Annotated in this window: 15 protein-coding genes and 1 pseudogene; 8 read left to right on the plus strand and 8 right to left on the minus strand. The window is 60.0% G+C overall.

Features of this window, described 5'->3' with window-relative positions; translation table 11 throughout:
• Positions 1–401: 401 nt before the first annotated feature.
• The gene (locus QMX86_RS06260; protein WP_282382461.1) at positions 402–917 is read right to left on the minus strand and encodes a BRO family protein; all 516 of its coding nucleotides are present in this window, start codon (positions 915–917) and stop codon (positions 402–404) included.
• Between the two features lie 328 nt (positions 918–1,245).
• On the minus strand, positions 1,246–2,730 hold the full coding sequence (locus QMX86_RS06265) for a tyrosine-type recombinase/integrase (protein ID WP_126360727.1): 1,485 nt from the start codon (positions 2,728–2,730) through the stop codon (positions 1,246–1,248).
• A gap of 43 nt (positions 2,731–2,773) precedes the next feature.
• On the opposite strand from QMX86_RS06265, the pseudogene QMX86_RS06270 reads away from it, so the two are divergent.
• Positions 2,774–2,965 (plus strand): annotated as a pseudogene (locus QMX86_RS06270) (L-aspartate oxidase); the annotation flags it as partial.
• On the opposite strand, the gene QMX86_RS06275 reads toward QMX86_RS06270, so the two are convergent.
• On the minus strand, positions 2,934–3,386 hold the full coding sequence (locus QMX86_RS06275; protein WP_073473069.1) for a protein YgfX: 453 nt from the start codon (positions 3,384–3,386) through the stop codon (positions 2,934–2,936). The pseudogene QMX86_RS06270 and the gene QMX86_RS06275 overlap by 32 nt on opposite strands.
• Positions 3,370–3,624: a succinate dehydrogenase assembly factor 2 gene (locus tag QMX86_RS06280; RefSeq protein WP_007911418.1), complete on the minus strand. Its 255-nt coding sequence runs from the start codon at positions 3,622–3,624 to the stop codon at positions 3,370–3,372. The genes QMX86_RS06275 and QMX86_RS06280 overlap by 17 nt, the downstream gene beginning before the upstream one ends.
• 150 nt (positions 3,625–3,774) lie before the next feature.
• Here QMX86_RS06280 and QMX86_RS06285 point away from each other — a divergent pair, with 150 nt between their 5' ends.
• Positions 3,775–4,716: a folate-binding protein YgfZ gene (locus tag QMX86_RS06285; RefSeq protein ID WP_073473073.1), complete on the plus strand. Its 942-nt coding sequence runs from the start codon at positions 3,775–3,777 to the stop codon at positions 4,714–4,716.
• A 34-nt stretch (positions 4,717–4,750) separates the two neighbouring features.
• On the plus strand, positions 4,751–5,572 hold the full coding sequence (locus QMX86_RS06290; RefSeq protein WP_016770675.1) for an HDOD domain-containing protein: 822 nt from the start codon (positions 4,751–4,753) through the stop codon (positions 5,570–5,572).
• Between the two features lie 129 nt (positions 5,573–5,701).
• Here the strand turns inward: QMX86_RS06290 and QMX86_RS06295 are convergent, their stop codons facing one another.
• Both QMX86_RS06295 and QMX86_RS06300 read right to left on the minus strand, forming a co-directional pair.
• Positions 5,702–7,087 (minus strand): sensor histidine kinase, encoded by a 1,386-nt coding sequence (locus QMX86_RS06295; protein WP_039760888.1) that lies wholly within the window; start codon positions 7,085–7,087, stop codon positions 5,702–5,704.
• Positions 7,080–7,751: a response regulator gene (locus QMX86_RS06300; protein ID WP_024011992.1), complete on the minus strand. Its 672-nt coding sequence runs from the start codon at positions 7,749–7,751 to the stop codon at positions 7,080–7,082. The genes QMX86_RS06295 and QMX86_RS06300 overlap by 8 nt, the downstream gene beginning before the upstream one ends.
• Before the next feature lie 445 nt (positions 7,752–8,196).
• Between QMX86_RS06300 and QMX86_RS06305 the strand changes: the two genes are divergently transcribed.
• Genes QMX86_RS06305 through QMX86_RS06320 form a run of 4 tightly spaced genes read left to right on the plus strand, consistent with a single transcriptional unit; the run spans position 8,197 to position 12,234 of the window.
• Positions 8,197–9,174, plus strand: coding sequence for a tripartite tricarboxylate transporter substrate binding protein (locus QMX86_RS06305; RefSeq protein WP_016771275.1), 978 nt, complete (start codon positions 8,197–8,199; stop codon positions 9,172–9,174).
• A gap of 55 nt (positions 9,175–9,229) precedes the next feature.
• Positions 9,230–9,688, plus strand: coding sequence for a tripartite tricarboxylate transporter TctB family protein (locus tag QMX86_RS06310; RefSeq protein ID WP_095180598.1), 459 nt, complete (start codon positions 9,230–9,232; stop codon positions 9,686–9,688).
• 1 nt (position 9,689) lies between these two features.
• Positions 9,690–11,204 carry a tripartite tricarboxylate transporter permease gene (locus QMX86_RS06315; RefSeq protein WP_016771277.1) on the plus strand — a complete coding sequence of 505 codons (1,515 nt, stop codon included), beginning with the start codon at positions 9,690–9,692 and terminating at the stop codon, positions 11,202–11,204.
• Positions 11,197–12,234 carry an AbrB family transcriptional regulator gene (locus tag QMX86_RS06320; RefSeq protein ID WP_073473076.1) on the plus strand — a complete coding sequence of 346 codons (1,038 nt, stop codon included), beginning with the start codon at positions 11,197–11,199 and terminating at the stop codon, positions 12,232–12,234. The genes QMX86_RS06315 and QMX86_RS06320 overlap by 8 nt, the downstream gene beginning before the upstream one ends.
• A gap of 108 nt (positions 12,235–12,342) precedes the next feature.
• Here the strand turns inward: QMX86_RS06320 and ung are convergent, their stop codons facing one another.
• Positions 12,343–13,038: a uracil-DNA glycosylase gene (ung, locus tag QMX86_RS06325; protein WP_122611726.1), complete on the minus strand. Its 696-nt coding sequence runs from the start codon at positions 13,036–13,038 to the stop codon at positions 12,343–12,345.
• Between the two features lie 132 nt (positions 13,039–13,170).
• Between ung and QMX86_RS06330 the strand changes: the two genes are divergently transcribed.
• A complete protein-coding gene (locus tag QMX86_RS06330; protein WP_122746567.1) occupies positions 13,171–14,283 on the plus strand; it encodes an enoyl-CoA hydratase/isomerase family protein in 1,113 nt (370 codons plus the stop codon).
• Between the two features lie 64 nt (positions 14,284–14,347).
• Here the strand turns inward: QMX86_RS06330 and QMX86_RS06335 are convergent, their stop codons facing one another.
• Positions 14,348–19,879, minus strand: a complete 5,532-nt coding sequence (locus QMX86_RS06335) for a calcium-binding protein (RefSeq protein ID WP_282386440.1) — start codon at positions 19,877–19,879, stop codon at positions 14,348–14,350.
• Position 19,880 lies beyond the last annotated feature (1 nt).

The raw sequence follows: 19,880 nt of genomic DNA on the forward strand, positions 1-19,880 counted from the left end.
CTTAGTTAATCTTTAAGTTCTTTAAGCCCCCCCCTGTTCTCGTGGTCAGTTCGAGCGCCCCCAGTTCTCGAAAAGGCCCAAAGTGAACACCAGGTCACATTGAGCGAACACCACGATACGCCTGTCTGCCTTAGGCTCGGGCTCATAGCTCCCGATTGTCCTCCCGTTGCCCACCTTGGCATGACCCCGAGGGGCAGCGACTGGCGATAGACAAGAAGGCGACCCAGAGACACAGGCAATGGGTCAGCAGTGACCAGCCCAAAGGACTGGCAGTAGGTGGGCAGAAGGTGCCACTTGGTTTAACCAAGCGGGCTTATCCTCCTGTCCCCCTTATAGTGAGGGTTTTTAATTCAGACCTCACCTCACACGCACACACTCGGGGTCCCATCCTTGGGTTCCCCTTATAGTGAGGGTTTTTGGCAGCCCGCGATGATCCCCTTGAGACTCAGGACCTCACTGGTCAGCTCGGAGATTGCCGAGTGGAGCTGTGCGAACTCTCCGGCGAACTGCTGGGCTTCCTTAGTTTCGCTTTCGTGGATGTTGTAGGTGCCAGTCTTGCGGATCGAAGGGAGAACCTCCTCAGTGACCCACTTGCGGAAGGGTTCAGAGGCTGGGGCGTGACCACGTAGGAGCATGTCGTACATGGTTGCCTCAGTGAACAGGTACATCTTCGCCCAGGTCGGGGCATGAATCCCCTCGGGTCTCATAGAGGATAAATTATCCCCTAAGACATCAGAGACCCGTAGGACGCCAGCGGAGGCTTTCGGGGCGTGCTGCCGAACACTGCTTTTAGGGTCCTTCAAGCCCGCCGCTCGGGCCACTTGAGTCGCGACGAACAGCAAATCATGCTCTGGGTGACCCACGAGGACATCCAGCTCGATTCCCATGAAGCTCTGCTTAACGAATTTCATCGTCATTACAGTGCGACCTCCACGCGCCCCACTATGTCCGATTGCTCGGTATGCCCCACCAGTGCCCTTGGAGAAAGTCCACAAGTAGCCCGTCGAGTGTCGATACTGAGCCGAAGCCTATCAACTTCTTCTTGCATCATCTCATCGCGTATCGCCAAGGCCTCCAAGTCCTCAATTAGAGACATAGCGTGCATTGTCATGAATCGCTGTAGGTGCCCTGGCGGTATATAAACACCGTGGCCGAATTGAGGCCCTTTGTCAGGCAGACGGCATAGCCGGAAAGGTAGACCCAAGCGAAGCGCGACCAGTGGATTGTTAGTGATGGTCACTTTGCTCATTGTGCGGCCTCCATCTTGAAGGCTGCCCTCAATGCCTCAGCCATCCGCCCCACCTCTACGGCACTCCCGGCCCCATAAAGGTCGTAACTGATCGACCCCGAGGAATGCCCCAAGATCGACTCGGCGGTGCCCACAGGGACCTCAGCGGCCTTCAAGGCTCCCGCGAGAGAGTGACGCAGTGAGTGGAAGGTTTGTGTTCTATCAGTCTTGAGGCCCAGGACTTCCCTAAGGGTCCCATTGAGCACCCCGGAGAACTGCCCAGCGCCCAACGTGAACAACCGAGAGTCGGCCTTTGCGACAAACTCAAGGAACGCTTGAAGATCAAACCCATAGGCCCCATCGGTCAACGGAATGACCCTCACTGAGCTATTGGTCTTAACTGACTTCCCATCGTTCCTGTTTATGTCGATGACCCAAGTGCGGTTCGCACCACTGACACCTGGGACCTCCTTGATGTCCGCCTTGGTCAACTGCCTGATTTCCTCGATGCGAGCCCCAGTGATGACCCCAAGGGACAACGCCCAGCGCTGCCATGCGTCTACTGGAAGGGTCTTCGCGTGATCCATCAGGGCTTTCACCTGATCCCGAGAGAACGGCTCACGAGAGCTATCGGCTCCCTTAGTTGGCTTCAAGCCCTTATCAAGGCTCTTTTCGAGATAGCCATTGTTCACAGCCCAGTCCATTACAGTCGAGAATCTGGTGAGCAGCTTCTTCACCGTCGAAGCTTTGCGGTCCTCCAAGAGTTTATCCCTCAGATTCCTCATGTCCTCCCTTGTGTGGGTCCTCAAGTTCAGGTCCCCAAGGATCGAACCGATAGCCTCACACGAGGACTTCACGTCCCTCATGGTGCTGGCCTGAATGCTGTCTTTGCGCTCGTCCATGTAGAGCCCCGAGAGGGTCTTGAAGGTCATCGGTGTGCTGAGCGCCACTGGTGTGGACGGCAATACAGATAGGGGCAGATATGGGGCCATTGACGTGCCACAAGACTCACCCTTCAGCTCCCTTATGATCTCTACCAGCTTCTGAGGTCTGCCCTTCAAACGCTCCTGAGCAGCCTCAAGGACCTCCACGTACTTACCGGCAGCCCTTTGTTGGTCAACGGTCAACGGTTCTTTAGCCGAGGCCTCACGTAAGGACAACCGAAGCTCGTCATAGATCATCTCATAGGCCACCAAGGAGTCGTCTCCGTGGGCCATCGTAAGGCACTCCTCAGCGATGGTAATCAGGCGCTCTTTAAGCTCCCTCCAGGAGGCCTTTGGGTTATCCAAGTGGAAAAGAGAGAGGGTCTTGAGGATGTCCTTCGAGATTTGCATTGCGGTGGCCTTATCGGTGGTCCTAAGCGATAACGTAAAGAAGCCTTGAGTGGCGCCTTGCGGGCGAAGGCGAAGGTAATAGCGGCCAGACCGACGATAGTGGTACGGCTTGGCAAGGGCGGTTTGTAACAGGTTTGTCCCATTTTGGGGACTCTTGAGGACGCTCATCGGCTGAAACCCCTGTATCCATTGGGTTTAGCCTCATTGGGTCGAGTTCTACAGCAACTATAAAGTCAGCCGCGACCTGATCGAGTTGCGCAACCTGGCACAGGTTGCCGAATTGATGATCAGCTCAGCCATGGAACGCAAGGAAAGTCGCGGGCTGCATTACACCCTCGACTATCCGGATATGCTGCCCGAAGCGCTCGACACTATTCTGGTGCCGCCCACCTACGCCGGCTGAACTTGAGCCGCACTCGCAGGCGTCGGTGCAGATCCGCCGCCTGCGAGTCACGTGGCACGCAGATCGACCTTACCCGCCACTCTCCGCGCAAACGAAAGCGCAGCACCACGATCAATGGCAGCGCCAGACTGTCCGGGCGCAATTGCACTGCTTGCCAGCCATCAGCCTGATTCCACACCTGCCAGCCATCGCCATCGCGGCGCAAGCCGCAAAATGCTTGCGGATGGTTCAGCAGAATCTGCCCAGGCAGCATCCAAAAACCGTGCAGCGCACAGGCGCAAGCGCCGAGCAGACTGGCCCAGAGCGGAATCGACAGCAGACACAGCGAACCCATGGCGAACGCCTGGGCCAACAGATACGCCGCCAGCAACTGCCGTGAGGCATGCCAGCGGCATTCGAACGTATTACTTGGGCTGGACACGATCCAGAATCATCCGGACCATGCGTTGCAGCTCCGGATCTTCCGACTCGCTGCGCTCCATGAACCAGCCGAACATGTCCTGATCCTCACAGGTCAGCAAACGCACGTACAGATCGCGATCCACTTGATTCAACGTCGCGTAAACCTCCTGCACGAACGGCACCAGCAGCACGTCAAGCTCAAGCATGCCGCGACGGCTGTGCCAAAAGAGGCGATTCAGTTCAACTTGTTCGACCATGGAGCCCTCCTCGAATTTGCCGGGCAGTATACAGCCCCGGCGCGGGCCGCACAGTCGGCTTTGGTCGGGGACCCCTGATCCTTTATCAACTACCCATTTCAACCCTGCCCCCTTATGATGTGCCCCAGTCTATTTACCCTGCGATGACCCATGGCCGATTCTGCTTTTTTCTGCACCCTGTCTCATGAAGGCGTACTCGCGGTTCGCGGTGCGGACGCCGGAAAATTCCTGCAAGGCCAGTTGACCTGCAATATCAATTACCTGAGCGACACCCGCGCCAGCCTCGGCGCCCGCTGCACGCAGAAAGGCCGGATGCAGTCGAGCTTCCGCATCCTGCTTGAGGGCGACGGCGTGGTGATGGCGATGGCCAGCGAGCTGCTCGAGCCGCAACTGGCCGACCTGAAAAAGTACGCGGTGTTCTCCAAATCGAAACTGACCGACGAAAGCGCCGCCTGGGTGCGCTTCGGTCTGGCACATGGCGATGCAGCCCTGACCAGCCTCGGTCTGGCACTGCCCGCCGAAACCGACAGCGTTGTGCGCAATGAAGGCCTGATCGCAATTCGCGTCTCGCCCGAGCGCGCCGAACTCTGGGTGCCTGCCGCTCAGGCGCCGAACATTCAAAGCCAACTGTCCGCCACGCTGGCTGAGGGCGAACTGAATCAATGGCTGCTGGGCCAGATCCGCGCCGGTATCGGCCAGGTCATGCCTTCCACTCGCGAACTGTTCATCCCGCAGATGCTCAATCTGCAGGCGGTCGGCGGGGTGAGCTTCAAGAAAGGTTGCTACACCGGCCAGGAAATCGTTGCGCGCATGCAATACCTGGGCAAGCTCAAGCGTCGGCTGTACCGCTTGCGCCTCGACGCAGCCGAGTTGCCGGAGCCCGGCACTCAACTGTTCGCCCCCAGCCACAACAGCTCGATCGGCGAAGTAGTGCTGGCGGCCAATGCCGAGGGAAACATTGAACTCCTGGCCGTGTTGCAGGCCGAAGCTGCCGAAGCCGGTGATTTGCGTCTGGGCGCCCTCGAAGGCCCCGCGTTGCACGTGCTCGACCTGCCTTACGAACTGGATCGCGACCGCGAAATCCAGCGTTGATCGCAGCATTGTTGCAACACCCTAGAGAGTCCAAATGAGCGAACTGGCGGAAAAGGTCCAACAGGATTTGGTTGCGGCCATCGATAACGATGACCTGGTTCTGCCAACGTTGCCGGAAGTGGCCCTGCAGATTCGCAAGGCCGCTGAGGATCCGGAAATCAGCGTCAGCGACCTGAGCAAAGTCATCGGCCGCGACACCGCGCTGTCGGCGCGTCTGATCAAAGTGGTCAACAGTCCGCTGCTGCGCGCTGCGCAGGAAGTCACCGACCTGCACACCGCCATCACCCGTTTGGGCATCAACTACAGCAGCAACCTGGCGATCGGCCTGGTGATGGAGCAGATCTTCAATGCCCGCTCCGAGGTGGTCGAACAGAAGATGCGCGAAGTCTGGCGCAGCAGTCTGGAAATCGCTGGCGTCAGCTATGCCCTGTGTCGTCGTCACACTCAGCTCAAACCCGATCAGGCGGCACTCGGCGGGCTGGTGCATCAGATTGGCGTGCTGCCGATTCTGACTTACGCCGAAGACCACAATGAACTGCTCTCCGATGCGGTCAGCCTGACCCATGTAATCGAGCAGATTCATCCATTGCTCGGCGAGAAATTGCTGCGGGTCTGGGAGTTTCCCGAGCGCCTGGTGCATTTGCCGTTGCTGTATCAAGACTTCAGCCGCGACTCGACGCGCATCGATTACGTCGATGTCGTGCAAGTAGCCAATTTGTACTGTCGCAAGGACACCGATCATCCGTTTGCGCGGATTGACCCGTTTAGCGTGCCGGCGTTCAGGAAGCTGGGGATTGATCCGGAGAACAAGCAGTTCTGCGCGGATCTGGAAGAATCGCGGTCGATGTTCTACTGACCTGTAGTGAGGGGATTTATCTCCGTTGGGTTGCGAAGCGACCCTAGACTCTGCGATTCGGACCGCGACTGCTGCGCAGCCGAGCGGGGATAAATCCCCTCGCCACAAAAACCCCTCGCCACAAAGGTATTACCCGGCAATAAAACTGACCCGCACCTTCAACCCTGCCTGCTCGCCATCATGCAAGGTGATCTGCGCCAGATGCGCGCGACAGATCTCGCCGACAATCGCCAAGCCCAGACCTGAACCGGCAACCTGCTGATTGCGCCGATAAAACCGTTCGAACACCCGATCACGCTCGTGCAGCGGGATGCCCGGCCCGTCGTCCTCGACCTCAAGCACCGCCGGGGCCGTGACCCGTAGAATCACATTGCCGCCCGGTGGCGTATGCGCCAGCGCGTTGTCGACCAGATTGCTCAGCAGCTCATTGAGCAGCGTCGGCTCACCGCGCAGCCACACCGGTTCATCCGCCTCAAGCGCCAGCGCCACGCCGCGCTTGTGCGCCAAAGGCGCCATGGCCATGCCCAGCTCCCGCGCCAATTGGCTCAGATCGAGCAACTGCGCGCCGCCCTCGGCAATCGCCCGCGCGCCGTTCTCGACGCGGGCCAGCGATAGCAGCTGATTGGCCAGATGGGTCAAGCGATCGGTGCTTTGCGCGGACGATTCAAGGGTGGTGCGCCAGGTCTCCGGCTCGTTCGAGCGCAGGCCCAGTTCCAGGCGTGCCTTGAGTGCGGCCAGCGGCGTACGCAACTCGTGAGCGGCATCGGCGATGAACTGCGCCTGCCGCTCGAACTGGCCGCGCAGACGCTCGGTGAAATGATTGAGCGCGCGAACCAAGGGTCCCAGTTCATGCTGCACTTCCACCAGCGGCAGCGGCCGCAAGTCGTCGGGCTGGCGTTCCTCAACAGCGGTTCTTAACCGCTCCAGCGGGCGCAACGCCGCACTCACCGCGAACCACACCAGCAGCAATGCACCCACGGCCAACATGCCCAGGCGCAGCAACGTATCCGCCGCCAGACTGCGCGCCATGCTGACCCGCGCTTCGTCGGTTTCAGCCACGCGGATCTCCGCCATGCCGTTCATGTTCGGCTCGCTTACGGCCTTAAGCAGACTGACCACACGCACGTTCTGGCCGTTGTACTTCGCGTTGTAAAAGCGCGCGAGCGCCGGATAGCTGTCGGTACGCGGCGTGCCGGGCGGTGGCCCGGGGAGATTTTCGTAGCCGGAAATCAGCTTCTGGTGAATGTCGTTGACCTGGTAATAGATGCGCCCGGCGCTGTCGTAGGCGAAGGTGTCCAGCGCCACGTAAGGCACATCGGCGCTGAGGCTGCCATCGCGCTGCGACAACCCGGCAGCGATGGTGCGTGCCGAGGCCAGCAGCGTGCGGTCATACGCGGTGTCGGCGGCTTCGCGACCGTTCCAGTAAGCGCTCAAACCACTGGCGAGCATCAGCACCACCAGCAACCATCCAAGGTTCCACAGCAACCGCCAGCGCAGGCTGCTGGGCTTATGCATCGCGGCTTTCCAGCAGATAGCCGAGGCCACGGAAGGTGACGATGGCCACGGGCTGGCCATCGAGCTTCTTGCGCAAGCGGTGCACGTAGATTTCGATGGCGTCGGGGCTGGCTTCTTCGTCGAGGCCGAACACCTGCGCGGCCAGTTGCTCTTTGCTCATTACTCGCCCCGGCCGCGCGATCAACGCTTCCAGGACAGCTTGCTCGCGCGACGTGAGGGTCAGCAGTTCGTCACCGAGGGTGAAGCGCCGTGTGTCGAGGTCGTAAGCCAGCACACCACAGCGCTGCTGACGCTCGCCACCGAGGACACTGCGGCGCAGCAAGGCTTTGACCCGCGCTTCCAGTTCCGTCAATTCGAACGGCTTGGCCAGGTAGTCGTCAGCACCGAGATTGAGGCCATGCACGCGATCTTTCACGTCACTACGCGCGGTCAGCATCAACACCGGCAGGTTCTTGCCCCGTGCACGCAGCCGCGCCAGCACCTCGAAACCGTCCATGCGCGGCAGGCCGACGTCAAGGATCGCCACGGCGTATTCCTCACTGCCCAGCGCCAGGTCGGCGGCCACGCCATCGTGCAACACATCCACCGTCAGACCGGTGCTCTTGAGCGCCTGAGCCACGCTTTCGGCCAGTTGCAAATGGTCTTCGACGAGCAGGACACGCATGGATTTTTACCTCGTTCAGGGTTGGCCGACGCCACGCTTTGTCGCGGAGTTTACAGCCGCAACCGCCGCTGTGAAGCCCGAAAAACCGTGAAAGACAATTGAAAGGTTGTTGAAAGGTTAGCCGGTTAGAGTCGGCCCACGGACAGTTTCGACTGTCGCCGCTGCCGCCACACAGCGCAACGCAAAACGCCATGAAGCGTTTTCGACTCATAAGAACAATAACGGAGTACCCCAGCATGCCCTCCATGCGCACCAAGGCTGTAATGCCTGCTCGCCTTGCTCGATTCCACCGTTGCACCGTCGGCTTCTCGCCGCAGTCCTGTATCCCCTCCGTTGTTTCAGTCGTTGCGCGCGCGCCACGAGAAAACTGCGCCTGTCGCTAGGCTTTCGCGTTGCCCTTTGGTCATTCGGTCCATCCATAACAACAACTCCTCTGGAGACTCAAATGAACGTATCACTGCGTAAAGTTGCTCTCGCCGCTGGCGCGATGCTGTTTGCCGGCCAACTCATGGCCGAGCCGAAACGTCCGGAATGCATCGCCCCCGCCTCCCCCGGCGGTGGTTTCGACCTGACCTGCAAACTGGTGCAGAGCGCACTGGTCAACCAGAAGCTGTTGAGCAAACCGATGCGCGTGACCTACATGCCCGGCGGTGTCGGCGCGGTGGCGTACAACGCAGTAGTGGCGCAACGTCCGGCAGATGCCGGCACGCTGGTGGCGTGGTCGAGCGGTTCGCTGTTGAACCTGGCCCAGGGCAAGTTCGGCCGCTTCGATGAAACCAACGTGCGCTGGCTCGCGGCCGTCGGCACCAGCTACGGCGCCATCGCGGTGAAAAGCGATTCGCCCTACAAGACCCTCGACGATCTCGTTCAAGCACTGAAGAAAGATCCAGGCTCGGTGGTTATCGGCTCCGGCGGCACCGTCGGCAGCCAGGACTGGATGCAGACCGCACTGATCGCCAAGGCTGCCGGGATCAACCCGCGCGAGCTGCGTTATGTGGCACTCGAAGGCGGCGGTGAAATCGCCACGGCTCTGCTCGGCGGTCACATCCAGGTCGGCAGTACCGACATCTCCGACTCCATGCCGCACATCCAGAGCGGCGACATGCGTCTGCTCGCGGTGTTCTCGGACAAGCGTCTCGACGAACCGGAAATGAAAGACATCCCGACCGCTCGCGAGCAAGGCTATGACATCGTCTGGCCGGTCGTGCGTGGCTTCTACCTCGGGCCAAAAGTCAGCGATGAAGACTACGCCTGGTGGAAAGACGCGTTCGACAAACTGCTGGCTTCCGACGAGTTCGCCAAGCTGCGCGATCAGCGTGAGCTGTTCCCGTTCGCCATGACCGGCCCGGAACTGGACACCTACGTGAAGAAGCAGGTCGCCGACTACAAAGTGCTGGCCAAAGAGTTCGGCCTGATCCAGTGATCGTCTCTGTCTAGTGGCTGCGTCTCCTACGCGGGAACGCAGCACAGGAGCTCCCATGCTTATTCAACGCATTTTCGCCTCGGTGTTGCTGCTGGTGTGTGCCGGCCTGGCACTGATGGCGTGGCCGTACCAAGCGGCTTTTTCCTATGAACCGGTCGGCCCACGCGCCTTTCCGCTGCTGATGCTCGGCCTGATGGGCCTGGCGCTGCTGTACATGGTGGTTCGCCCGGCACCCATCAAACACAACCCGGATGAGCCGCCGCTGGATCGCGAAACCCTGACCAAGATCGGTCTGTGCGTGGTGTTGTTGCTGGTGTTTGCCGGCACCTTCGAACCCCTTGGCTTCATCGTGGCCAGCATCATTACCGGCGTACCGATGGCCCGTCTCTATGGCGGCCGCTGGCTGCCGAGCGTGGTGATCATCAGCCTGATGGCGGTTGGTCTCTATCTGCTGTTCGATCGCTTGATGGATGTTCCGCTGCCCCTCGGCCTGCTCAGCGTCCTGGAGAACTGATATGGATACCCTTGGCTATTTGGGTCAGGGCTTCGGCGTCGCGCTGAGCCCGTACAACCTGGTGACCGCACTGTGCGGCACCCTGATCGGCACCGTCGTCGGCCTGTTGCCGGGCCTTGGTCCGATCAACGGCGTGGCGTTGCTGATTCCGATCGCGTTCGCACTCGGCCTGCCGCCGGAGTCGGCGCTGATCCTGCTCGCGGCGGTCTATCTGGGCTGCGAATACGGCGGCCGGATCAGCTCGATCCTGCTGAACATTCCGGGTGAAGCCTCCACCGTCATGACCACCCTCGACGGCTACCCGATGGCCCGTAAAGGTATGGCCGGTGTCGCGCTGTCACTGTCGGCGTGGAGTTCGTTCATCGGCGCGTTCATCGCGACCTGCGGCATGGTCCTGTTTGCGCCGCTGCTGGCGAAATGGGCGATTGCCTTCGGACCGGCGGAATACTTCGTGCTGATGGTGTTCGCGATTGTCTGTCTCGGCGGCATGGCCGGTGATCGACCGCTGAAGACATTTATTGCGGCGCTGATCGGTCTGTTCCTTTCCACCGTCGGCATCGACGCCAACAGTGGTGTGTACCGTTTCACCGGCGACAACATTCACCTGACCGACGGCATTCAGTTCGTTGTGCTGGTGCTGGGTCTGTTCTCGATCAGCGAAATCCTTCTGCTGCTGGAAAAAACCCACCACGGCCAGGAAGCGGTGAAAGCCACCGGCCGGATGATGTTCAACTTCAAGGAAGCGGCGTCGGTTTTCGTCGTCAACGTGCGCTGCGGCGTGCTCGGTTTCATCATGGGCGTGCTGCCCGGTGCCGGCGCAACGCTCGCCAGTGCCGTGGCCTACATGACCGAGAAGCGCATCGCCGGCACCAGCGGCAAATTCGGTGAAGGCGATCCCCGTGGTCTGGCCGCGCCGGAAACCGCTATCGGCGGCGCGGCGTGCGGCGCTCTCGTTCCGATGCTGACCCTCGGCGTTCCGGGTTCGGGCACCACTGCGGTGATGATCGGCGCGCTGTCGCTCTACAACATCACCCCGGGTCCACTGCTGTTCCAACAGCAACCGGACATCGTCTGGGGTCTGATCGCGTCGTTGTTCATCGCCAACGTGATGCTGGTGATCCTCAACATCCCGATGATCCGCGTATTCACCCGCATCCTCGCCGTGCCGAACTGGGCGTTGGTGCCGATCATCGCGATCATCACCGGGATCGGCGTTTACGCTGTGCACGCGACCACCTTCGATCTGTTCCTGATGATCGGTATCGGCATCTTCGGTTACATCCTGCGCAAGCTGGATTTCCCGCTGTCGCCACTGCTGCTGGGCTTCATCCTCGGTGGCCTGATGGAGCAGAACCTGCGTCGCGCCCTGTCGATCTCCAATGGCGCGCTGGAAATTCTCTGGTCGAGTCCGATCACCTTCGGTTGCTGGATCCTCACCGCGATCATGCTGCTGATGCCGCTGATCCGCATCTGGCGCAAGCGTTCGGCGGCACGGCGCGTCATTGCCGATGTTTGATCGCTCGTCCCTGAAAGCTTGGTGGGGCACCCCGCTGGTCGGTCTGCTTGGCGGTTTCATCGCCAGTCAGATCGGCTGGCCGCTACCGTGGATGGTCGGCTCGTTGCTGGCGATCATCCTGGTGCGCTGCCTGACGCCGTGGCAACTGGCGGAAATCCCTGGCGGGCGCAAGTGCGGCCAGTGGATCGTCGGCATCGGCATCGGCCTGCACTTCACCCCGCTGGTGATGGAACAGGTGCTCAGTCATTTCGGTTTGATCTTCTTCGGTGCATTGGTCACCAGCCTTTCGGCGGTGGTCGGCGTGTGGCTGATGCGCCGCACCGGCGAGGATCGCGCCACGGCTTTTTTCTCAAGCATGCCCGGTGGTTCCGGGGAGATGGTCAACCTCGGCGCGCGTAACGGTGCACTGCTCAGCCATGTCGCGGCCGGGCAGAGTCTGCGGGTGTTGGTGGTGGTGTTGTGCGTGCCGGCGGCGTTCAAGTATCTGCTCGGTGACGGTACGCCGATTTCTCATGCAGGCAGTGTCGATTGGCGCTGGCTGGCGATTCTGTTTCCGGCGGGCGCCCTGCTCGCCTGGCTCTGGCAGCGTCTGCGCCAACCCAATCCATGGCTGTTCGGGCCGTTGCTGGTCAGTGCGGCGGTGAGCATTACGTGGGATCTGCACATCGGTTTGCCCAATGGCGGCAGTCAGATCGGTCAATGGCTGATCGGCAGCGGTCTGGGCTGTCACTTCAATCGGCAGTTCTTCCGCCGCGCGCCGTCGTTCATGGGCCGGACGTTGATCGGCACGGCGCTGACCATGTTGATCGCGTCGCTGGCGGCGCTGGGCTTGAGTGCATTGACTCATCTGGATCTGCGTTCACTGACCCTGGGCATGATGCCGGGGGGCATTGCCGAAATGAGTCTGACGGCGGAGACCCTGCAACTGTCGGTGCCGCTGGTGACGGCGATGCAGGTGATGCGGCTGTTGTTTGTGCTGTTTCTGGCGGAGCCGTTGTTCAAGTACTGGAATCGTATTCCAGAGTCCTGACTGATCGTTCCCACGCTCTGCGTGGGAATGCCTCAATGGACGCTCCGCGTCCGCTTTGGGACGCAGAGCGTCCCGGGCTGCATTCCTTTGCTGCGCGTGGGAACGATCTCAGGCGAGAGGTGGCAAGCGCCAGTCGATAGGCGTTTCGCCATTCTGTTCGAGAAACTTGTTGGTCCGGCTGAAATGCCCACAGCCTAAAAACCCGCGATAGGCCGACAACGGCGACGGATGTACCGAGGTCAGCACCAGGTGTTTGGTCGCGTCGATCAGCTTCTGCTTGCTCTGCGCATGGGCGCCCCAGAGCATGAACACCAGATGCGGCTGCCGTTCGCTGACCACTTCAATGATGCGGTCGGTGAAGTGTTGCCAGCCCTTGTCCTTGTGCGCGTTGGCGTTGGCGCGCTCAACCGTCATGGTGGTGTTGAGCAGCAGCACGCCCTGTTCGGCCCAGCTCTGCAGGTAGCCGTGGTTGGGAATGTCGATATTGAGGTCGCGCTTCAGCTCTTTATAGATGTTGACCAGCGACGGCGGTGCCGGCACGCCCGGTTGCACCGAGAAGCACAGACCGTGGGCCTGGCCCGGGCCGTGGTAAGGGTCCTGGCCGAGGATCACCACTTTCACCTTGTCCAGGGGCGTTGAGTTCAGGGCATTGAAAATCATCGGTCCCGGCGGATAGATCTCCTTGCCGGATGCCCGCTCCTGCTGCAGAAAGCTGCGCAACTCTGTCATGTAAGGCTGGTCGAACTCAGCACGCAGTGCCTCCTTCCAGCTCGGTTCGAGTTTGATACGGTCGTCAGCAGTCATGGTCATTTCCGGCAAAAACAATGGGGCGAACCCTAGGAAAGCCGACCACGCTTGTCAATTGATCTGACGCAGATCCGGCACTTTCCCCCATAGCGATCATACTGATCGCTCAAATTCCCGATCGAGGTCACGATGAATCTGCACTTCGAAGAACTAACCGGCACCGACGGCGCCCGCATCGGCATCGCCAGCCTGGATGCCGAAAAATCGCTGAACGCGCTGTCCCTGCCGATGATCAACGCGCTCAGCGACAAATTGAACGCCTGGGCCAATGACCCGCAAGTCGTCTGCGTGCTGCTGCGCGGCAACGGCGCCAAAGCCTTCTGCGCCGGCGGTGAGGTGCGCAGCCTGGTCGAAGCCTGCCGCGCTCACCCCGGCGAAGTCCCTCCGTTGGCCGCGCAGTTTTTCAGCGCGGAATATCGCCTCGATTACAGCCTGCATACCTATCCGAAGCCGCTGATCTGCTGGGGTCACGGTTATGTGCTCGGTGGCGGCATGGGTCTGCTGCAGGGCGCCAGCACGCGGATCGTCACGCCGAGCAGCCGTCTGGCGATGCCGGAAATCACCATTGGTCTATATCCGGACGTTGGCGCCAGTTGGTTTCTCGCCCGATTGCCGGGCAAGCTCGGCTTGTTTCTCGGTCTGACCGGCGCGCACATCAACGGCCGTGATGCGCTGGATCTGGATCTGGCCGACCGCTTCCTGCTCGACGAACAGCAACCGCAATTGATCGAAGGCTTGCTGCAATTGAACTGGCAGGAACAGACCGCCATGCAGCTCAACAGCCTGCTCAAGGCTCTGCAGCAGGAAGCACTCGAACAAATGCCCGAAGCGCAGTGGCTGCCGCGTCGTCAGCAGATCGACGAACTGCTCGATGTCAGCGACGTTGCCTGTGCGTGGAAAGCCATCAGCCTGCACCGCGACAGCAGCGATCCGTTGATTGCCCGCGCGGCGAAAACCATGACCGAGGGTTCACCGCTGACCGCGCATCTGGTCTGGGAACAGATCAGCCGCGCGCGGCACATGTCGCTGGCCGAAGTATTCCAGATGGAATACACCCTGAGCCTCAATTGCTGCCGTCATCCGGAATTCAGCGAAGGCGTGCGCGCACGGCTGATCGACAAGGATCAGAAACCGCACTGGCACTGGCCGGACATCAATAACGTGCCGGATGCGGTGGTCGAGGCGCACTTTCATAAAGTCTGGGAGGGGCGGCATCCGTTGGCGGATCTGACCCAGTATTGAGGTGACGCGAGGCCCGCGATGGCGACTGGATTGCCATCGCGGGCCGGCTCAATCGGTCGTCTTGTCAGACATTCAGTTCGTAGAACTCAATGATTTCCTTGATTGCCCGCTGCGCTGCATCGTCGCCTTTTTGCAAAATATCCTCGACATCCCTCAGTGGCGGAAGCGGGTGCAGACGTTCAGCAATTTGCCTTGCGCTGTAGTCTTGAGTCGCTGTTCCTTCGCTGACCCTTATGAAGCCAATAGCGCTTTCACCAGCGGCAAAATGACTGGAAACCCGGATTTTCGGCGCCATGCCGTAATCCACCACGATCACCAGATCATCGCGCTCGCGATGAAACTTCAGGTTGTCGATCGTCAGCCTGCGTTCGGAAAAATCGATTCCGTCCAAACCGCCTCCGTTGTTGATGATCACGTCTCTGCCGAGGCCATCGTATCGGTAGAGATCATTTCCAGCACCGCCCGCCAGCGTGTCATTGCCCGGCCCACCCACCAGCAGGTCGTCACCGAGGCTGCCCGTGAGCACGTCATCCCCGTGCATGCCTCGGATCTCCCCCGCGCCGCTTATCGTGTCGTTGCCACGACCGCCTACGAGTGGCAGCGCTCGTCCGTCTCGCAGGGAGGTTGAACGGGTGGGATGGTTGACGATGACACCCGTACGAAAAGTCTCGGGCGCAGGGCCCAGCTGACTTGATTCCAGGAGCTGCTTCAAACTTGCGACCGACCCATCGGCGAACTTGACGAGCTCAATACCGGCGCCCTCAAGTTCACCGTTATGGGGCAAGACGATGCGGACTTTTTGCGTCCCGCCCCATTGGATATCGAGTGTCGGATGAAGCATTTTCGCTCTCGGCGGGTTGCGGTCAGCCGCGCGATCCGGGTTGGGCTCCAGCTCGACATGGGTGGTCTCTATCAGCGCAGCACCCCAGCTCAATTGCAGTGCATTGCGCTGCGCGCCTGCGGGAAGAACGACCGTGTCCTGATCGGTCATTCCGTACTCGTCTTTCCACTCCGCTGCGCCAACTTCTGCTCGGTGGAAAACAGGGTTGAGCACGTCCGCAATCGTGGTTGTCGCCCCGGCATGCGCTTGCACGACGTAGGTGTCGGCGCCGTCTTCGCCGTAGAGCCAGTCATCACCCGAGCCGCTGAGCAGATAGTCGGCGCCCTCGGAGCCCAGCAAGGTATCGTCACCTGCCCCGGCGGATAAAAACGCGCCCGGTGTTCGGTCGCCGACAGTGCCGTAGTCAAGTGGGGAGCCTGCATAAGCGACGATCAGATCGTCTCCCGCGCCGCCGTGGAAAACGTTTTCCACTTCGACGTTGACTCGCCCGCCGGCATCGTTGCCATGGACGATTTTGCGTTTGATCGTTTCAGTTGTGACATCCCAGCGAAACGCCTTGGGCACTGTTGCCCCCGAACCGAAGCTTGCCGCCGGATAGACGTACCAGCCTTCAAGCGCGCCGGATTCCTTTCGGTCTTCAACCAATACGTCGCCCGTATTGAAGGAAAACCCGTTGGCCGAACCGGATCGATAATAGCGAGGCGCCTGAGCTGAGGAAGGCATTGCTCCCTCGGCTTTCACCTGTTTATGTTCGACGCGGGTTGTGGTTGTCGACTGCCTTTCACTGACCACGGCGTGCCCTGCATCAACCTTCATCCATAGCGGCGTTTCAGACAGTGTCCCCGCTTCGACGCTGCCATCGATCAGCTCGGTGTGAGTGGTGTAACCGGTGTCGCTGGTAGTGATATGGCTGCGAACCCAGACGCCTTGCTCATTCAAGGTAAAACCTGTGGCGTGTCTGCGGGCGGAGCGTTTTGACTGGATTTGCGCGAGGAACTCATCGGTCCAGTTGACCGTTTGAACAGATGCCACCGGGCCTTGCGCCGCAGCGGTGACATCGTCTGGCTTAACCGGATCCTCAACTTTGCTTTCAGGGGTTGCCGGGACGGTGGCAGGTTCCGGTACGGGTGGCTCGGCCGTCTCTATCGGTGGCAATGTTTTGCGCACGACATCTGCGTAATCCAGTACCACGCCGTCGCTGAAATTGAATGTGGAATCCTTCCACCGCTCGTGATTCTTGATGAGTATCGCGTCGCCCGTGCCATTGGCCAGTCGCAACACCGTGCCGACGGTAACTTCGATAACGTCGGCCTTCAGGCTTTGCGCGCAAAACCCTGCACCGAACCTGATGATGTTGCGGCCGCCGGCATCGTTGACGATATCCAGGCCGTCGCCAGCGCCGAAATAGTAGATGTCGGCGCCATCCATGCCATCCAGCACGTCAGCACCGGGACCGCCATCAAACACGTTGTCACCGGAATCACCGCGAAGGTAGTCCGTCCCTTCCCCGCCCAGCAGGGTGTCGTTGCCACCACCTCCGAGCAGCGTGTCGTTACCTGAGCCACCGTGCAGATAATCGGCATTCTGCTCGGCCTCAGCGCTGTTTTCGTAATCGCCGGCAAGGATGTCGTCACCCGCGCCGCCGTACAGCGTGTCGGCACCGAAACCACCCTGTAACGTATCGTTTCCTTCGCCGCCCTGAAGCACGTCATTGTTGCTTCCGCCCGGCTGCAGGTCAGACACATCGCCATCGAGAAAATCCGCCCCTGCGCCACCCGCCAGCGTATCCGCGCCGCCCATGCCTCGCAGAGTGTCGTCCCCCGCGCCGCCATCGAGAAAGTCGTTGCCGTGATAGCGAACCGGATGCTCAGGGCTATCGCCGATCAGATCGTCATGGCCTTCGCCGCCGAAGAGCAAATCATCGCCACCGCCGCCCCAGAGCGTGTCATCGCCGGAGCCACCGTCCAGCAGATCATCGCCAAAAAAATGCGCGGCATCGCCTTCGACGCCGTCCAGTACGCCGTCATCACCCTGCAAAATGTCGTTGCCAGGGCCGCCATACAAAGCGTCGCTGCCACCGTTACCGCCGAGTGAATCATCACCACTGCCGCCGTCCAGCACATCGTTGCCATGGTGTCTGCTGGGCAGGCCACCGCCCCAATCGAGGTTGTCACCAAGCATCACGTCGTTGCCGCTGCCACCGGCCAGGGTGTCGTTACCTTGATCGCCTTTGAGAAAATCGTCGTCAGCGCCGCCGTCAAGCAGGTCCTCACCCCAGCCGCCGTTGATAATGTCCTTGCCGCCCTGCCCATACAGCACGTCACTACCGCCCTCGGGCGCACTGTTTATCGAGGCCTTTGAATAGACCGCTCGGTGACTGGTCACACCGCGAGCAATCGTGACGGCAGCGCGCTTGACCGACCAACCTTGTTCCAGCGCACCGGTGGTTTCGTCTCCGGATAACACATCGTCACCAGCACCGCCGATCAAGGTATCCCGGTCATTGCCACCGAGCAGAACGTCTCGCGATGCCGTACCGATAAGCAAATCGTCACCTTGTCCGCCGTCGAGCCAGTCTCCGCGATTTGCCTTGCCTTTGGCGTCACCGTCGGCCATGGCCTTTTCGATTGTCGTCTGCTTGTCGCCGAATAACCGATCGTCTCCAGCCTTGCCGAACAATCGATCAGAACCACCCAGGCCGAGAATGACGTCGTCTGCGGCGGAACCGTACAGTACGTCGGCCTTGTTGCGCTGTTTGACCTTGGGCAGCAGCACCACGTTGCCCAGCTCATCAAAGGAGGGCTGATCGCCGGGGGCATTGGGATCGGCGTCTTTGGCTTTCCAGTCGCCCTGAAGCGTCAAATCCGCAGCAGTGAGCGGCTGCCCCTCGTATTCAGGGAGGCGGATGCCAAGCATCCCGGGCTGGAAGTTCTTGATGACCACCAGATCGCTCTGGCCATATTTGATGTTGAGGGTGTGTTCAACAAGCGTCAGGGTGATGGACTGATCCTCGGTAGACCAGATGTTGCTCAGAGGCGCGCGGCGTTTGAGTGCGGGAATCGGTGCGCCGTTGATCCACAGCTGCCCATTGGCATTGGCATCAAGAATCTCGTCGAGGCCATCGCCGCTGGCGAATTCATAACGGTCGTTGCCTTCGCCCCCGATCAAGGAGTCGTTCCCCTTTCCTCCGAGCAGAACATCGTCACCGGCCATCCCGTACAACTCATCATTGCCGTCACCTCCGGTTAGCGAGTCGTTACCGCGACCACCTTCAATGACATCGTGACCGGCCATCCCATGGATCGAGTCATTGCCCACGCCGCCATACAGATGATCGGCATTTGCGCCGCCGGCGAAAGATCGCCCACCGTCATCACCGAACATGGCCAGCGGGTTCAGCACTCCGGTGGTCATCGGCGCCTGTTTGCCTGAGGCGAGATCGGAGTAGGAAAACTGCTGCAGCGAGTGTTCGCCAAACGGGCCTTGGGTACGGGCAATCAAACGGGCGAGCATCTGCGCACGATCCGCCAGCCACTGCGCGGTGATAAAGCCTTCGCGAGTGTGCGGATCGTAAAGCTCGAGGTTGCGATCGGGATAACCGTCGGCTCGTTCTATGACGACTTCACTGAGTTGCTGCAAAGAGTTGCGCAACGCCAGACCGAGCGGCGTCGCCTCGCCTGCCAGTTTCGCCCATGCATTGGCATTGCCGAACTCGCCTATTGTCCGGGTGACGATGCTTTGCGACTGCTCCGGGGAGAATGCCGAGAAGAAGGCGTAACCGTTGCTGGCGAAGGTGTCGTTGGTGGTGGGTATGGCAGCAGAATCGCCGTCGTAAGTGCGCTTGAACATGTCGAGAAATTCGTTCTGGCCGTAGCGCAAGATCAGCTCGACCACGGCGGCAACAGGCGTGCCTTTGACTACATGCTGAATCAGCGGATTCACACTGCCACTGGCCAGCGCGATGTTGATTTGCTCGGGTACGACCGATAGCAGACTTTGCAGTGGATTGATGCCGAAATTGCTGATCGCCGCTTGCAGGCCGACGCTATAGGCGTCGATGGCGAAGAGAATGTTTTTATAGTCGTCGAGCCGGTTGGGCTTTGCCTGAGTGGGTGGGCCGCCATCTTCCGCATCCGGGTCGCCCGCAGAGATCAGTCTCCACGTTTCATAGGGAGGTTTACCGCCCAACAGGCTGAATCCGACAGTTCCAGACCAACCAGAGTTACGTTTCACGGCGGTGTCGTCCTCCCCGCAAACCTCCTTGAACAGGGCCTCGCCAATCGCGCTGGCGTCGATTTCTGCGATCTGGCTGATTGACGGAACAGTCCAGGGTCCCAGTTGACCGGCAAGGGATCCGTTGATCAGGGTATTGATGAAGTTGACGGCAACCTGGTTGGATGAAAGCTGCATCAGGTCTTCACTGAAAATTGTATTCAGTCTGAGTTCACCCTGGCGTGAGGTGTAACCACGAATCAGGGCAGAGTAGGCACCGTTTCCACCGTTGGCATCAATGGCCACGGCAAGCCAGAGTCTGGCGCTTTTCAGCACCTCTCCAGCCTCTTTATCGGCAGCTGCAACGTCAGAAACTTTTTCACCAATAATGTCGAATAGCTTCTGGTACAGGGGAGCGCAGCTTGCCCCTGCTAATTCCAATGCAATGTACTCCACACCCTCAGAATTTAACGTCATGCCTTTGCAACTATTGGCCGCATTGAAAATTTCCGATTTTTCCATATCACTGAAAACATAACTCATT

It is taken from the genome of Pseudomonas sp. PS01270 (genome assembly GCF_029959775.1).
Lineage (GTDB): Bacteria > Pseudomonadota > Gammaproteobacteria > Pseudomonadales > Pseudomonadaceae > Aquipseudomonas > Aquipseudomonas atacamensis.

What these genes read in the sequence shown, in the direction of transcription:
- QMX86_RS06260 (WP_282382461.1), bottom strand. Translation starts at nt 917, where the DNA reads ATGACGATGAAATTCGTTAAGCAGAGCTTCATGGGAATCGAGCTGGAT.
- QMX86_RS06265 (WP_126360727.1), bottom strand. Translation starts at nt 2,730, where the DNA reads ATGAGCGTCCTCAAGAGTCCCCAAAATGGGACAAACCTGTTACAAACC.
- QMX86_RS06280 (WP_007911418.1), bottom strand. Translation starts at nt 3,624, where the DNA reads ATGGTCGAACAAGTTGAACTGAATCGCCTCTTTTGGCACAGCCGTCGC.
- QMX86_RS06285 (WP_073473073.1), top strand. Translation starts at nt 3,775, where the DNA reads ATGGCCGATTCTGCTTTTTTCTGCACCCTGTCTCATGAAGGCGTACTC.
- QMX86_RS06290 (WP_016770675.1), top strand. Translation starts at nt 4,751, where the DNA reads ATGAGCGAACTGGCGGAAAAGGTCCAACAGGATTTGGTTGCGGCCATC.
- QMX86_RS06295 (WP_039760888.1), bottom strand. Translation starts at nt 7,087, where the DNA reads ATGCATAAGCCCAGCAGCCTGCGCTGGCGGTTGCTGTGGAACCTTGGA.
- QMX86_RS06300 (WP_024011992.1), bottom strand. Translation starts at nt 7,751, where the DNA reads ATGCGTGTCCTGCTCGTCGAAGACCATTTGCAACTGGCCGAAAGCGTG.
- QMX86_RS06305 (WP_016771275.1), top strand. Translation starts at nt 8,197, where the DNA reads ATGAACGTATCACTGCGTAAAGTTGCTCTCGCCGCTGGCGCGATGCTG.
- QMX86_RS06310 (WP_095180598.1), top strand. Translation starts at nt 9,230, where the DNA reads ATGCTTATTCAACGCATTTTCGCCTCGGTGTTGCTGCTGGTGTGTGCC.
- QMX86_RS06315 (WP_016771277.1), top strand. Translation starts at nt 9,690, where the DNA reads ATGGATACCCTTGGCTATTTGGGTCAGGGCTTCGGCGTCGCGCTGAGC.
- QMX86_RS06320 (WP_073473076.1), top strand. Translation starts at nt 11,197, where the DNA reads ATGTTTGATCGCTCGTCCCTGAAAGCTTGGTGGGGCACCCCGCTGGTC.
- ung (WP_122611726.1), bottom strand. Translation starts at nt 13,038, where the DNA reads ATGACTGCTGACGACCGTATCAAACTCGAACCGAGCTGGAAGGAGGCA.
- QMX86_RS06330 (WP_122746567.1), top strand. Translation starts at nt 13,171, where the DNA reads ATGAATCTGCACTTCGAAGAACTAACCGGCACCGACGGCGCCCGCATC.
- QMX86_RS06335 (WP_282386440.1), bottom strand. Translation starts at nt 19,879, where the DNA reads ATGAGTTATGTTTTCAGTGATATGGAAAAATCGGAAATTTTCAATGCG.